General features: G+C 70.4%; 15 protein-coding genes. 7 read left to right on the top strand and 8 right to left on the bottom strand.

The genetic code is table 11. From position 1 onward, the window contains the following. Positions 1–18: 18 nt before the first annotated feature. On the top strand, positions 19–1,929 hold the full coding sequence (locus tag AC5L3C_RS22160; RefSeq protein WP_493650492.1) for an outer membrane protein assembly factor BamB family protein: 1,911 nt from the start codon (positions 19–21) through the stop codon (positions 1,927–1,929). 228 nt (positions 1,930–2,157) lie between these two features. Beyond that, positions 2,158–2,829: a helix-turn-helix transcriptional regulator gene (locus AC5L3C_RS22165; RefSeq protein WP_493650493.1), complete on the top strand. Its 672-nt coding sequence runs from the start codon at positions 2,158–2,160 to the stop codon at positions 2,827–2,829. 547 nt (positions 2,830–3,376) lie between these two features. Here AC5L3C_RS22165 and AC5L3C_RS22170 read toward each other — a convergent pair. Together AC5L3C_RS22170 and AC5L3C_RS22175 are read right to left on the bottom strand one after the other, a co-directional pair. Then, the gene (locus AC5L3C_RS22170) at positions 3,377–3,700 is read right to left on the bottom strand and encodes a hypothetical protein (RefSeq protein ID WP_493650494.1); all 324 of its coding nucleotides are present in this window, start codon (positions 3,698–3,700) and stop codon (positions 3,377–3,379) included. Between the two features lie 21 nt (positions 3,701–3,721). Then, positions 3,722–5,401: a sodium:solute symporter family protein gene (locus AC5L3C_RS22175; protein ID WP_493650495.1), complete on the bottom strand. Its 1,680-nt coding sequence runs from the start codon at positions 5,399–5,401 to the stop codon at positions 3,722–3,724. Positions 5,402–5,580: 179 nt separating this feature from the next. On the opposite strand from AC5L3C_RS22175, the gene galT reads away from it, so the two are divergent. Genes galT through galK form a run of 3 tightly spaced genes read left to right on the top strand, consistent with a single transcriptional unit; the run spans position 5,581 to position 8,790 of the window. Beyond that, positions 5,581–6,642 (top strand): galactose-1-phosphate uridylyltransferase, encoded by a 1,062-nt coding sequence (galT, locus tag AC5L3C_RS22180; RefSeq protein ID WP_493650496.1) that lies wholly within the window; start codon positions 5,581–5,583, stop codon positions 6,640–6,642. After that, positions 6,639–7,601 carry a UDP-glucose 4-epimerase GalE gene (gene galE, locus AC5L3C_RS22185; protein ID WP_493650497.1) on the top strand — a complete coding sequence of 321 codons (963 nt, stop codon included), beginning with the start codon at positions 6,639–6,641 and terminating at the stop codon, positions 7,599–7,601. The genes galT and galE overlap by 4 nt, the downstream gene beginning before the upstream one ends. Before the next feature lie 28 nt (positions 7,602–7,629). Beyond that, a complete protein-coding gene (galK, locus tag AC5L3C_RS22190) occupies positions 7,630–8,790 on the top strand; it encodes a galactokinase (RefSeq protein ID WP_493650498.1) in 1,161 nt (386 codons plus the stop codon). A 3-nt stretch (positions 8,791–8,793) separates the two neighbouring features. Here the strand turns inward: galK and AC5L3C_RS22195 are convergent, their stop codons facing one another. Beyond that, positions 8,794–9,249, bottom strand: a complete 456-nt coding sequence (locus tag AC5L3C_RS22195) for a GNAT family N-acetyltransferase (protein WP_185930877.1) — start codon at positions 9,247–9,249, stop codon at positions 8,794–8,796. Between the two features lie 290 nt (positions 9,250–9,539). Here AC5L3C_RS22195 and AC5L3C_RS22200 point away from each other — a divergent pair, with 290 nt between their 5' ends. Further along, positions 9,540–10,307 carry a LuxR C-terminal-related transcriptional regulator gene (locus tag AC5L3C_RS22200; protein WP_493650499.1) on the top strand — a complete coding sequence of 256 codons (768 nt, stop codon included), beginning with the start codon at positions 9,540–9,542 and terminating at the stop codon, positions 10,305–10,307. On the opposite strand, the gene tamR is transcribed toward AC5L3C_RS22200, so the two are convergent. Continuing rightward, the gene (gene tamR, locus AC5L3C_RS22205; RefSeq protein WP_125505986.1) at positions 10,266–10,763 is read right to left on the bottom strand and encodes a MarR family transcriptional regulator TamR; all 498 of its coding nucleotides are present in this window, start codon (positions 10,761–10,763) and stop codon (positions 10,266–10,268) included. The genes AC5L3C_RS22200 and tamR overlap by 42 nt on opposite strands. Before the next feature lie 116 nt (positions 10,764–10,879). Between tamR and AC5L3C_RS22210 the strand changes: the two genes are divergently transcribed. Beyond that, on the top strand, positions 10,880–11,710 hold the full coding sequence (locus AC5L3C_RS22210) for a trans-aconitate 2-methyltransferase (protein ID WP_493650500.1): 831 nt from the start codon (positions 10,880–10,882) through the stop codon (positions 11,708–11,710). On the opposite strand, the gene AC5L3C_RS22215 is transcribed toward AC5L3C_RS22210, so the two are convergent. The 4 genes from AC5L3C_RS22215 to AC5L3C_RS22230 are packed head-to-tail and all read right to left on the bottom strand — an operon-like array spanning position 11,667 to position 13,910. Then, positions 11,667–11,933: a type II toxin-antitoxin system RelE family toxin gene (locus AC5L3C_RS22215; RefSeq protein ID WP_493650501.1), complete on the bottom strand. Its 267-nt coding sequence runs from the start codon at positions 11,931–11,933 to the stop codon at positions 11,667–11,669. The genes AC5L3C_RS22210 and AC5L3C_RS22215 overlap by 44 nt on opposite strands. Continuing rightward, positions 11,930–12,184: a type II toxin-antitoxin system Phd/YefM family antitoxin gene (locus AC5L3C_RS22220; RefSeq protein WP_493650502.1), complete on the bottom strand. Its 255-nt coding sequence runs from the start codon at positions 12,182–12,184 to the stop codon at positions 11,930–11,932. Before AC5L3C_RS22220 ends, AC5L3C_RS22215 begins: the two co-directional genes overlap by 4 nt. A gap of 41 nt (positions 12,185–12,225) precedes the next feature. Next, positions 12,226–12,900: a TetR/AcrR family transcriptional regulator gene (locus tag AC5L3C_RS22225; RefSeq protein WP_493650503.1), complete on the bottom strand. Its 675-nt coding sequence runs from the start codon at positions 12,898–12,900 to the stop codon at positions 12,226–12,228. Then, positions 12,897–13,910, bottom strand: a complete 1,014-nt coding sequence (locus AC5L3C_RS22230) for an acyl-CoA desaturase (RefSeq protein ID WP_493650504.1) — start codon at positions 13,908–13,910, stop codon at positions 12,897–12,899. Before AC5L3C_RS22230 ends, AC5L3C_RS22225 begins: the two co-directional genes overlap by 4 nt. Positions 13,911–14,135 lie beyond the last annotated feature (225 nt).

Genomic DNA, 14,135 nt, shown 5'->3' on the forward strand with positions numbered 1-14,135 from the left:
TCCCGAGGTACTCACGTCATGACCCAGCCGCCTCCGCCGCCCAACCAACCGCCGCAGGATCCTTCGCAGCAGCCGTCCTCCGAGGGCGGGGCCGATCTCAACAAGGCTCCCGAGCCGGGGCCCGCGCCCGGGCCCGCGCCCGCGCCCGGATACGGGTATCCGCAGGCACCGGGCACTCCGCCCCAGGCGCCGCCGACTCCGCCGCAGGCACCGGGTACTCCGCCCCAGGCACCGGGCACGCCGCCCCAGGCACCGGGCACGCCGCCGCAGGGGGCTCCGACTCCTCCGCAGGGGCCCGGGTACGGGTATCCGCAGCAGCCGCCCGCCGGCGGCGGCTACGGCTATCCCGGGCAGCAGCCGGGACCGTACGGCCAGCCGCAGCAGCCGGCGCCGTACGGACAGCCCGGGTACGGATACCCGCAGCCGCCGACCATGCCGATGCAGCCGCAGCCGGCCGGCGGCGGGGGCCGGAAGATCAACGCGCAGATGGCGATCATCGTGTCCGCGGTCGCGGCCATCGCCCTGATCGTCGGCGGCGGGGTCTGGTACTCCCAGTCCGGCAAGGACGACGACAAGAAGACCACCGCAAAGGGCGGCGAGGGCAAGGACGGGAAGAACGGCGAGAGCAAGGGCGGATCCGGGGGCTCCCCCTCCGGTGGCGACGCCAAGGAGAAGGCGCCCGCCGACACCGGCTCCAAGGTGCTCTTCCAGGTGCCCGCGCCCAAGCTGCCCAAAGGTGTCTCGACCGTCGACATCGCCGGTTCCTGGCTGACCGACACGGTGTACGCCAAGAGCGGCATCGCCGAGATCGTCGGCTACGACCGGGCCAAGGGCACCGAGAAGTGGACCATCGACCTGCCCGGTCCGGTGTGCGCCGCGACCCGTCACGCCACCGACGACAACAAGACGGCGATCGTCCACAGGCCGGCGATGCCGACCAAGGGCAACCCGCAGCCCTGCACCCAGGTCGCGCTGATCGACCTCGAGGCGGGCAAGAAGCTGTGGTCGAAGACGGCCAAGGCCGGCACCACGGAGATCAGCTACAACAACGTCACCCTCAGCGGGAACACCATCGCCGCGGGCAGCACCAGCGGCGGCGCAGCCTGGGAGATCCCCTCCGGCAAGCAGCTCTGGGCGCCCAAGACGTCCGACTCCTGCTACGACGCCGGGTACGGCGGCGGTCCCAAGCTGGTCGCGGTCCGCAAGTGCGGTACGTACGAGCAGCGCCAGCTGCACATCCAGAACATCGACCCGAAGACCGGGAACGTCATCAGCGAGTACAAGATGTCCGAGGGCATCGAGTACGCCGCCGTCGTGTCCACCGACCCGCTGGTCGTGGCCGCCGACGTCGGTGAGAGCGCCGGTGACGGCAGCGGCATCTCGGACTTCTTCTCCATCGACAACAAGACCGGCGAGCTGCGCCAGCGCATCTCCGCTCCGGGTGACGACTTCGGGGCCCGGTGCGACGCCATCTACAAGATGGAGCAGTGCAGCGGGCTGGCGGTCGGCAACGACCGGCTGTACATCGCCACGGAGGAGCACGAGACCGGCGGGGACTCCTACGGCCAGACCAACGAGATCGTGGCCTTCGACCTCGCGACCGGCAAGCAGACCGGTCAGCGGGCCGACGCGGGGGACGACTACGAGATCACTCCGCTGCGGATGGACGGCGGCAACGTGATCGCGTACAAGAGCCCGCCCTACGACAAGGGCGGCCAGATCGTCAGCATCGACGGCGGGACCTTCGAGCAGACGGTGCTGCTGGAGAACCCGGCGACGAAGAGTGTGCGGGACGTCGAGGGGCGGATGCTGCCGACGTCCGCGGAGATCCTGTACTCGCAGGGGGGTCTGTACATGTCGAAGGTGTACGCGAGCGACTTCTCCTCGGGTGACAAGGAGTACGCGGTCATCGCGTTCGGTACGGGCTGATCGTCCGCGCGGGGTCCGCTGCGGCCCGTCCGATGTCACGGCCTCGTCCTCCTGGAGGACGAGGCCGTGCGCGTACCGCTCATCACGCGCTCATCGCCACCGAATGCGAGAATTTCGGTGATCCGGGGCGATTCTCGCCGGTAGGGGGAGCGCAACGTCGAACAAGCGTGTAGCTTCCGGGGGCATCCGGGGTCCGGGGGTGCGTTCTTATGGGGGGTTGGTTGTTCGATGGGTGTGCGGTTGATGGTGGTCGACGACCACCGACTGCTCGCCGAGGCGTTGGCCTCGGCGCTGAAGCTGCGGGGGCATCGGGTGCTGGCCGCGGCGGCGCCGTCGGTGGGGGCGGCGGATCTGGTCATCAGCAGGGCGCCGGAGGTGTGTCTGCTGGGGACGGCGGCGCCGGCGGAACCGGGGACGTTCGATCCCGTGGTGAAGATCAAGCGGGAGCGGCCGCACGTGGCGGTGGTCGTGCTGGGGCCGGTGCCGTCGCCGCGGGGGATCGCGGCGGCGTTCGCGGCGGGGGCGTCGGGGTACGTGCGGCACGACGAGCGGATCGAGGGGGTCGAGCGGGCGATCATGAAGGCGCGGGCGGGGGAGGCGGCGGTGGCGCCGCAGCTGCTGCAAAGTGCCTTCGGGGAGCTGCTGAATCCCGCGGCGCAGCCGGATGACGAGGGTCAGCGGCTGCTGCAGATGCTGACGCCCCGGGAGGTGGAGGTGCTGGTGCGGGTCGCGGACGGGGAGGATACGCGGCTGATCGCGGCGGGGATGGGCATCGCGCCGTCTACTGCGCGGACGCATGTGCAGCGGGTGCTGATGAAACTGGGCGTGGGATCGCGGCTGGAGGCGGCCGCCCTGGCAGCCCGCACGGGTCTCCTGGACCGCGCGGGTCCGGTCGACTGACGCGGCACCGCCTGCGGCGCAGCTGCGGGTGGGGAGGGGTGCGCGTAGCGCCCACGGTGGGTGGGTGGTGCGGGGCCGGGCCGGGGGTGTCCGTCCTCGGACTGGCGCGATTGAGCTTGTTGGTGGGGGTGGCCGGCGCGGACGCGCCAGCCACTGCGGGCGAACACCCCCGCCCCGCCCCCTCCCCGCCATCGGCGTTCCGCGGGCACGCCTCCGCGTTCCGCGACCCCCTGCCGCTACCGGCGCCACAGCTGGGCGGCTGCCTGCCGCGATCCGCGGGCAGTCGTGCCGCTGGGGCGGCACGGGTGGGCGCGACGGCACCCCGTTGGCGCCGGGCTGCGCGGACACCCCCCGGCCCGCACCCACGCAGGGCACCTGCAGAAGCGCCGGGTGCAACCCGCCCCGGCCCGCACCAGCGCCGGGTGCCTTGTCAGTCGCCGGCGCTGACGCAGTCACCCCGCGCTGACGCAGTCACCCCGCGCTGACGCAGTCACCCCGCGCTGACGCAGTCACCCCGCGCTGACGCAGTCACCCCGCGCTGACGCAGTCACCCCGCGCCGGAATCCTCCCGCTCGTCCGGCAGGACGTCCGGTGGCGGTGGAGCCGTGGGGCGGAGTTTGAGCCACAGCAGGAACAGCAGCCCCAGCACCAACATCCCCAACCCCGTCCAGAGGTTGATGTTGACCCCCTCCGCCTTGTCGATATCCGCGTCGGACGCCGCGAACCCCGCGATCGTGACGATGACGCCGTACACGACGAACAGCCCACCGATGATCCGCCGGATGTCGAACAACCGGGCAGCCGTCGCGGACTTCGTCTCCAGCTCGGTGATCTCCCGCTGAAGATCACGCTCGGTGAAGTGATCGGACATGGTCTCTCAATCCTCCCGCGTTCAGAACGAGAACGGGATGTAGCAGGCGGCCGCCAGGATCACCGCACCCCAGCCGAGCAGCGCCGGCTTGCGGTACCACGCGTCGTCGCCCTCCGCGGGCGGCTCCGCCATGCCGGGGGAGCGCGTGCCGTAGACCAGGCCCTGGAGCTCGTCGGCCGGCTTGGGCGCGGTGAACAGCGACACCGCGACCATCACGACCGCGCCCGCGACGAAGCCCGCGATCGCGGAGACGAAGTTGGCGCCCTGGTCGGTGGGGATGTCGATGATGCCCTGCTTGTAGATGACGAAGTAGTTGATCATCGCGGCGGTGGTGCCGGCGATCAGGCCCCAGAAGCCCGACTTCATCGACGCCCGCTTCCAGAACATGCCGATGATGAAGACCACGAACATCGGCACGTTGAAGAAGGAGAACAGCGTCTGGAGGTAGGCCATGATGTTGGAGAAGGAGCTGGCCAGGAACGCCGTGCCGATGGAGGCGAGGACGCCGATCGCGGTGATCAGGCGGCCGAAGCGGACGTAGTAGCTGTCCTCGCGGTCCTTGACCACGTACTTCTGCCAGATGTCGGCGGTGAAGACGGTGTTGAAGGACGAGACGTTGGCCGCCATGCCCGCCATGAACGCCGCCAGCAGACCGGTCACCGCGATGCCGAGCACGCCGTTGGGCAGGAGCTGTTGCATCAGGTACGGGATGGCGTCGTTGTACTGCAGGTCGGAGTCGCCGGTGCCGATCTGCGGGACCAGGACCGCGGCCACCAGGCCCGGGATCATCACCAGGAACACGATGAAGATCTTCGGGAACGCGGCGATGAGCGGGGTGCGCCGGGCCGCCGAGAGGTTCTTCGCGGACAGGGCGCGCTGCACCTCGGCGAAGTTGGTCGTCCAGTAGCCGAAGGACAGCACGAAGCCCAGGCCGAGGACGATGGTCAGCCAGTTGGCGCCGAGCGGGTTGTCGCTGCCGATGCCCGTGCCGCCCCAGGAGGTCATGAAGTTGGCGCCGCGTGACTCGCTCAGGGAGTCGGACAGGCCGTCCCAGCCGCCGACGCTCCTCAGGCCGAGCACGGTGATGGGGATCAGCGCGGCCAGGATGACGAAGAACTGCAGGACCTCGTTGTAGATGGCCGAGGACAGGCCGCCCAGGGTGATGTAGGCCAGGACGAAGAAGCCGGCGACGACGATGGCCACCCACTGCGGCCAGCCCAGGAGGGCCTCGACGACGATCGCCAGGGCGTAGAGGTTCACGCCGGCGATGAGGATCGCGGCCGCCGCGAAGAGGACCGAGCTGAGCAGGTGGGCCGACTTGTCGAAGCGCAGCAGCAGGAACTCGGGGACCGAGCGGACCTTGCTGCCGTAGTAGAACGGCATCATCACCAGGCCCAGGAAGACCATGGCGGGGATGGCACCGACCCAGTACCAGTGGGTCGTGTAGACGCCGTACTGGGCGCTGTTCGCCGCCATGCCGAGGATCTCGGTGGCGCCGAGGTTGGCCGCGATGAAGGCCAGGCCGGTGACCCAGGCGGGCAGCGAGCGGCCGGAGAGGAAGAAGTCGAGGCTGGTCTGGACCGAGCGGCGGGCGGCGAAGCCGATGCCCAGCACGACCACGAAGTAGATCCCGAGGATCGAGTAGTCCAGCCAGTTGGTGGGGAGTCGAAGCTCCGCGGCCAGATATGTGGGGGTTTGCATACACACTCGCTTCGTTCGCGAACTGATCCGGTGCGGAACCTACGCTTCCGTGTTGAATAACTGAACACTTCCTATCACGTTCTTTGTTTGATTGTGATGAGACCGGTTCGCTGATGGGTTGTGATGTGTTATGTTCGATTGTGTTGGGTGGTTGGCGGAAGGTGCAGAGGAGTGCGGCAGTGAAGAAGACCTCGACCCGGCTGGCCGACGGTCGCGAACTCATCTACTACGACCTCGCCGACGACACCGTCCGCGACGCCGTCGACCGCCGCCCGCTGGACGCCACGGTCACCACGTCCGAGATCCGCCGCGACGTCCTGCTGGGCGACTCCGTCGCCATCGCCTCCCACCGCCAGGGGCGCACCTACCACCCGCCGGCCGACCAGTGCCCGTTGTGCCCCTCGGAGGGGGAGCGGCTCAGCGAGATCCCTGACACGTCGTACGACGTGGTGGTCTTCGAGAACCGCTTTCCCTCGCTGGCCGGCGACTCGGGGCGGTGCGAGGTCGTCTGCTTCACCTCCGACCACCACGCGTCATTCGCCGGTCTGAGCGAGCGGCAGGCGCGGCTGGTGCTGGAGGCCTGGACCGACCGGACGTCCGAGCTGTCGCATCTGCCCTCCGTCAAACAGGTGTTCTGCTTCGAGAACCGGGGGGCCGAGATCGGCGTCACCCTCCAGCATCCGCACGGGCAGATCTACGCCTATCCCTTCACCACCCCCCGCACCGCCCTGATGCTGCGCCAAGTGGCCGCGCACCGGCAGGCGACCGGCGGGGAGAACCTGTTCGACGCCGTGGTGGAGCGGGAGGCGGCCGGCGAGCGGATCGTCCTGGAGGGTGAACACTGGGTGGCCTTCGTGCCGTACGCGGCGCACTGGCCCTACGAGGTGCACCTCTACCCCCGGCGCCGGGTGCCCGACCTGCTCGGTCTCGACGAGGCGGCGCGCGCGGAGTTCCCCGGGATGTACCTGGAGCTGCTGAAGCGCTTCGACCGGATCTTCGGCGAGGGCGAGCCCCCCACGCCGTACATCGCCGCCTGGCACCAGGCGCCGTTCGGCGCGCTGGAGGAGTTCGACGGCGTCACGCGTGACGACTTCGCGCTCCATCTGGAGCTTTTCACCATCCGCCGCACGTCCGGCAAGCTGAAGTTCCTCGCGGGCTCCGAGTCCGGCATGAACGTCTTCATCAACGACGTGCCGCCGGAGCGCGCGGCCGAGCGACTGCGGGAGGTAGCGAGTTCATGAGCGGGAAATACCTGGTCACCGGGGGCGCGGGGTATGTCGGCAGCGTCGTCGCGCAGCATCTGGTCGAGGCCGGTCACGAGGTCGTCGTGCTCGACAACCTCTCCACCGGGTTCCGCGAGGGCGTTCCCGCGGGCGCGTCGTTCGTCGAGGGTGACGTCCGCGATGCCGCCAAATGGCTGGACTCCTCCTTCGACGGGGTGCTCCACTTCGCCGCCTCCTCCCAGGTCGGCGAGTCGGTGGTGAAGCCGGAGAAGTACTGGGACAACAACGTCGGCGGCAGCATGGCCCTGCTCGGCGCGATGCGCGAGGCGGGCGTGCGCCGGCTGGTGTTCTCCTCCACGGCGGCGACGTACGGCGAACCGGAACAGGTGCCGATCCCCGAATCCGCCCCGGCCGCCCCCACCAGCCCCTACGGCGCCTCCAAGCTGGCCGTCGACCACATGATCACCGGCGAGGCGAAGGCCCACGGACTGGGCGCCGTCTCCCTGCGCTACTTCAACGTGGCCGGCGCCTACGGCCGCTACGGCGAGCGCCACGACCCCGAGTCGCACCTCATCCCGCTCGTCCTCCAGGTCGCCCTGGGCCGGCGCGAGTCGATCTCCGTGTACGGCGACGACTACCCGACGCCCGACGGCACCTGTGTGCGCGACTACATCCACGTCGCGGATCTGGCCGAGGCCCATCTGCTGGCGCTGCGGGCCGCCGTGCCCGGCGAGCACCTGATCTGCAACCTCGGCAACGGCAACGGCTTCTCGGTCCGCGAGGTCGTCGAGACGGTGCGCCGGGTCACCGGGCACCCGGTCCCCGAGGTGGTGGCCCCGCGCCGGGGCGGCGACCCGGCGGTCCTGGTGGCGTCCGCCGCCACGGCACGGGAGCGGCTCGGCTGGAACCCGACGCGCACCGACCTCGACGGGATCGTCGCGGACGCCTGGACGTTCGCGCAGCAGCAGGCCGACTAGAACGCAACGAAGGGGCAAGGGGCAGGGCATGAGCGAGACCAGCGGGTCCGTCGCCGAGCGGTTCGAGCAGTTGTACGGGTCCGCGCCGGAGGGGGTGTGGGCGGCGCCGGGCCGGGTCAACCTGATCGGCGAGCACACCGACTACAACGACGGCTTCGTCATGCCGTTCGCCCTGCCGCACACCGCCGTCGCCGCGGTGTCCCGGCGGGACGACGGCGTCCTGCGCCTGCACTCAGCCGATGTGCCGGGGCCGGTCGCCGAATTGAGGGTGGACGCGCTCGCCCCCCAGTCCGACAAGCGGTGGACCGCCTACCCGGCGGGCGTCGTCTGGGCGCTGCGCGAGGCCGGACACGCCGTCACCGGCGCGGACGTCCACCTCGCCTCGACCGTCCCGGCGGGCGCGGGCCTGTCGTCGTCCGCGGCCCTGGAGGTCGTGGTCGCGCTCGCCCTGAACGACCTGTTCGGGCTGGGACTGCGCGGCTGGCAGCTGGCCCGGCTGTGCCAGCGCGCGGAGAACGTCTACGTCGGCGCCCCCGTCGGCATCATGGACCAGACGGCCTCGGCCTGCTGCGAGAGCGGTCACGCCCTGTTCCTCGACACCCGCGACCTCTCCCAGCGCCAGATCCCCTTCGACCTGGCCGCCGAGGGCATGCGGCTGCTCGTTGTCGACACCCGGGTCAAGCACAGCCACAGCGAGGGCGAGTACGGCAAGCGCCGCGCGGGCTGCGAGAAGGGCGCCGCCCTGCTGGGCGTGGACGCGCTGCGCGACGTGCCGGCCGGGGAACTGGACGCGGCGCTGGAGCGGCTGGGCGACGAGGAGGAGGTGCGCCGGCTGGTCCGTCACGTGGTGACGGAGGACGCCCGGGTGGAGCGGGTGGTCCGGCTGCTGGAGTCGGGCGAGACGCGCGCCATCGGGCCGGTGCTGGTGGAGGGCCACGCCTCGCTGCGCGACGACTTCCGCATCTCCTGCCCGGAACTCGACCTGGTGGTGGACACCGCCCTGGCCGCCGGTGCCCTCGGCGCCCGGATGACCGGCGGCGGTTTCGGCGGTTCGGCCATCGTCCTGGTGGAGGAGGCCGACGTCGACGCCGTGACGAAGGCCGTCGAGGAGGCGTTCGCGGCGGCCGGCTTCGCCTCCCCGCGGGTCTTCGAGGCGGTGCCCTCGGCCGGGGCGCGGCGGGTGCGCTGAGTCTCAGGCCAGCCGCTTGGTCAGGGTGTACTCGGTGATCCCCGGCGGGTAGTCGGGGATCACGCAGACCACGTCGTAGCCCTGGCGCCGGTAGAAGTCCGGGGCCTGGAAGTCCCAGGTCTCCACGCGGGAGGCGGTGCAGGCGCGTTCGGCGGCGGCCACGCGTTCGGCCCGGGCCAGCAGGCGCGAGCCCAGGCCCCGTCCGCGGTGGCGGCCGTCGACCCACAGGTAGGTCACGTGCAGCCAGGCCGTCCAGGTGTGGCCGACCAGACCGCCCGCGAGATCGCCGTTCGCGTCCAACGCCCACACGTGCAAAGGCGCTTCCCGTTCGTCCGGGGTTCCGCGCAGGGCGCGCAGAACTGGTGACGCCGCCGTGTTGGTGTCCCTCAGCCGCCTGCGGAGCAGATCACGTCGGGCCCTGTCGACTTCTGTCTCAAGACGAAACATGCGGCTCACCATAAACGCGCAAGGCCGCCAGTTCTGCAAATTGCCTTCCGCTCCCGGCCTCCGCCCGTACGCTGATGAACAGCGCCGGTGGGGGCCGGCGCCGTTCAGGGGGCGAGACAGTCGGGTACGGCGTTCGAGGGGGGCGGCGGTTGCCGCGCGGCGGCGGCCGTGCGGTCGCGGTGGCCCGTTCCACGTCCGGTACGCAATCAGTGACAGGGGCTCGGCGCCGTACCCGCGCCGGTGTCGTCCTCCGACGATGGGGTAGTCCCCTGCTCTGAGAGGAGCTTGGGGAAGGGGGTTACGTGGTTCGCATTCGAGTCCTGGTCGTCGACGACCATCGCATCTTCGCCGAGTCACTCGCCGCGGCGCTGGCCGCAGAGCCCGACGTCGACGTGTCCGCGGCGGGCAGCGGCCCGGCCGCGCTGCGCTGCCTGGAGCGGGCGGCGTCCGAGGGACGGCGCTTCGACGTGCTGCTCGTCGACGCCGATCTGGGCGGCAAGGTGCCGGGCGGCCGGCCGGCCGTCCCTGTGCAGGCCGGTGACGAGGACGGGCTCGTCGACGGCATATCGCTGGTCACCGGCGTGCGTTCGGCACAGCCGCAGGTGCGCGTCGTCGTCCTCGCCGCGAAGGACGACCCGGCCCGGGCCGCGCTCGCCCTGCAGGCGGGAGCCTCCGGGTGGGTGGCCAAGGACTGCTCGCTGAACCGGCTGCTCACCGTCATCCGCGGGGTGCTGCGCGACGAGACGCATCTGCCGCCCGCGCTGCTGACGGGCGTGCTGCGGGAGCTGACCGCGGCCCGCCGCCACCGCACGGAGAGCGAACGGCTCGTGGAGTCCCTCACCCCGCGCGAGCGGGAGGTGCTCCGGTGCATGGTCGCGGGGCTGGGGCGCAAGGCCGTCGCCGAGCGCCTGTATCTGTCCCCGCACACCGTACGGACCCATATGCAGAACGTCCTCGGGAAACTGGGGGTGCACTCCACCCTGGCCGCGGTGGCCCTCGCCCGCCGGGCGGGCGTCGGACCCGTCGACCTAACCGGGGACGTTGTCGAACGGGGCGGTCAACTGGCGTAGCAGCCCGGCCAGTTCACCACGCTGGGCGCGGGAGAGCTCCGAGAGGATCGACCGCTCCTGCGCCAGCAGCCCGGCCAGCGCCTGGTCGGCGCGGTCCCGGCCCTCGTCGGTGAGCCGCACCAGGACACCGCGCCGGTCACTGGGGTCGGGCAGCCGCTCCACCAGGCCCTTCTTGGCGAGGCGGTCGATGCGGTTGGTCATCGTGCCCGAGGTGACGAGCGTCTGGGTGAGCAGCTGCCCCGGCGAGAGCTGATACGGGGTGCCCGCGCGGCGCAGCGCGGTCAGCACGTCGAACTCCCAGGACTCCAGGCCGTGCTCGGCGAACGCCAGGCGGCGCGCCCGGTCCAGGTGCCGGGCGAGCCTGCTCACGCGGCTGAGCACCTCGAGCGGTTCCACGTCGAGGTCCGGGCGCTCCCGGCGCCACGCCGCGACCAGCCGATCGACCTCGTCCTCCATACCGATCAGTGTAGTGGTTGTGTCGACATGAAGTCTCTTGATGTCGAGCATCTTGACGTCGAGATTACTGCGGGGTGACGCTGGGTACCCGATCCGCCGGCCGAACGGGAGGACCCATGTCCGCAGCGACCCCCCTGTGGGACCCCGCCCAGTACCTGCGCCACGCCGGTCACCGCACCCGGCCCTTCACCGACCTGCTCGCCCGCGTCCCGGACCTGCCCGGAGACCCGCCCCGCATCGCCGACCTCGGCTGCGGCGCCGGCAACGTCACCGCGCTCCTCGCCCACCGCCGGCCCGACGCCCGCATCACCGGCTACGACAACTCACCCGCGATGCTGGAGCGGGCCCGCGCCGAGCACGGGCGCAACGGACTCGACTTCGTCGAGGCCGACGTCCGCACCTGGACGCCGGACCGGCCGCACGATCTGATCGTCAGCAACGCCACCCTGCACTGGATCCCGGGGCACACGGACCGCTTCGCCGACTGGATCGCCGCCCTCACCCCCGGCGGCACCTTCGCCTTCCAGGTGCCGGGCAACTTCGACGCCCCCAGCCACGTGCTGCTGCGCGAACTGGCCGGCTCCGCGCGATGGCGCGACCGCCTCTCCGGCGTCCTGCACCACGAGGCCGTACTCCCTCCGGAGACCTACCTGGAGCAGCTCACCGCGCTCGGCTGTACGACCGACGCCTGGGAGACCACGTACGTGCACCTGCTGGAGGGGGAGGACCCCGTCCTCGACTGGGTCAAGGGCACCGGCCTGCGCCCCGTCCTCACCGCCCTCGCCGACGACCCCGAGGCACGGGACGCCTTCGTCGCCGAGTACCGCGCCGCCCTGCGCTCCGCCTACCCGGCGGGCCCCCACGGCACCCCGTTCCCCTTCCGCCGTCTCTTCGTGGTCGCCGTCAGAGGCGCGACGGGTGATCAGGTGTGCGGCCCAGGTGAGTGACGAGGATCCGGATCACGTCGTCGTCGATGACGTACAGGACTCGGTAGGCGCCGACGCGCAGACGTCGGATGTCCAGCCCGTACGGAACAGTCGCCGCTGGGCGAGGGTCATGGGCGAGCTTGTCGATGCTGTCGAGGACCATGGCAAGTCCCTCGGGATCCTCCTTGAGGAACCGGGCTGCGGCGTCGAGGGCGTGCGGCTCGAAGATGATCTCGTAGGTCACTGCTTCTCGAGCCCCAACTGCTTACGCACCTCGGCCATGGGAATGCCCGGTCCGAGCGTTCCCTCGGCCTTGCGGCGCTCGTAGTCGGCAACTGCCAACGCGTCTTCCAGATCTTCTATGACGTGGGGCGACACGAGAAGCGCCGCCACGTGCCCGTGATCTGTCAGCGCGATGGTCTCGCGGCTGTGGGCTGCGCGACGCACGAGGTCGCCGAGCTGGGCACGGGCTGCGCTGATCGTGATCTCAGTCATGGGAGAATGATTGCACAAGATTAGCCTTGTGTGCTGTTGGTTCAGCTCTTCCTGTGGCCTATCAGCCGCGGCTTCGGCTCCAGGCCGTCCAGGCCGTGCCAGGCCAGATTGACCAGGTGCGCCGCCACCTCCGCCTTCTTCGGCTTGCGCACGTCCAGCCACCACTGGCCCGTCAGGGCGACCATCCCCACCAGCGCCTGTGCGTACAGCGGCGCCAGCTTCGGGTCGAAACCGCGGCTCTTGAACTCGCGGCCCAGGATGTCCTCCACCTGGGTGGCGATGTCCGAGATCAGCGAGGCGAACGACCCCGTCGACTGCGGGATCGGCGAGTCACGCACCAGGATGCGGAAACCGTCCGTGTACTCCTCGATGTAGTCCAGAAGAGCGAACGCGGCCTGCTCGCACAGCTCCCGCGGATGACCCGCCGTCAGCGAACCGGTGACCATGTCCAGCAGCCGCCGCATCTCACGGTCCACCACCACCGCGTACAGGCCCTCCTTGCCGCCGAAGTGCTCGTACACCACCGGCTTGGAGACCCCGGCCTTCGCCGCGATCTCCTCCACAGAGGTGCCCTCGAACCCCTTCGTCGCGAACAGGGTGCGGCCGATCTCCAGCAACTGCTGGCGGCGCTCCGCACCGGTCATCCGGGTGCGGCGCGCACGCCGCGGCTTGTCATTGCTGGAGGTGCTGGAGTCGGTCGCCACGGCGACCATCATGCCGCCTCGACGGACTCCGTCCTCGGCCGGGAGCCGCCTTCCGCGGTGTTGCGCCGCGAATCGATACGGGAGCGTGACGGCCACCGCACGTCATACGCCCAGCCCAGCCGTTCGAACCAGCGGATCAGCCGGGCCGAGGAGTCCAACTGCCCCCGCTCCACACCGTGCCGCGCGGACGTCGGGTCGGCGTGGTGCAGGTTGTGCCAGGACTCGCCGCACGACAGCACCGCCAGCCACCACACGTTGCCGGAACGGTCCCGCGACTTGAACGGCCGCTTGCCGACCGCGTGACAGATCGAGTTGATCGACCACGTCACGTGGTGCAGCAAAGCCACCCGGACGAGGGACCCCCAGAAGAAGCCGGTGAACGCGCCCCACCAGGACAGCGTGACCAGACCGCCGATCAGCGCGGGCAGCAGCAGCGACAGCGCCGTCCACAGGATGAACTGCCGGGAGATCGTCCGCAGCGTCCGGTCCTTGATCAGATCCGGCGCGTACTTGTCCTGCGGGGTCTGCTCCTCGTCGAACATCCAGCCGATGTGCGCCCACCACAGGCCCTTGAGCAGCGCCGGAACCGTCTCCCCGTACCGCCACGGCGAATGCGGGTCGCCCTCGGCGTCGGAGAACCGGTGATGCTTGCGGTGGTCGGCCACCCACCGCACCAGGGGGCCCTCCACCGCCATCGACCCCGCGACCGCCAGCGCGATCTTCAAAGGCCGCTTCGCCTTGAACGAACCATGCGTGAAATGACGGTGGAAGCCGATCGTGATGCCGTGGCATCCCAGGAAGTAGAAGAAGACCAGCAGACCCAGGTCCAGCCAGCTCACCCCCCAGCCCCACGCCAGCGGCACCGCCGCCAGCAGCGCCAGGAACGGGACGGTGATGAACAGCAGCAGCGTGATCTGCTCGATGGACCGCTTGCGCTCCCCGCCCAGCGTGGCGGAGGGCGCGGCGTCGTCGGAACGTGATTGCTTCGGGGCTTCGTCGAGCACGTCGGATGGTGAGGTCATGCGTGTCCCCTGTGGGGTATGTGGAATGAGGGTGGTACCGCGGCCGCCGGAATCGCACGGTTTTCCTACGGTTCCGTAACCTACGGCAACGTAAGTATGGCAGTGCGTAGCCCCGCGGCAAGAGCCCGTCGGCCTGCGCGTCAGGGTCGGCACCTATCCTGGAGATCGGTCGGACAGCGCGGTCCGCTCTGATTTCTTCCCGGACGTCCGGCCCGTGAGCGGCGC

It is taken from the genome of Streptomyces speibonae, assembly GCF_984686075.1.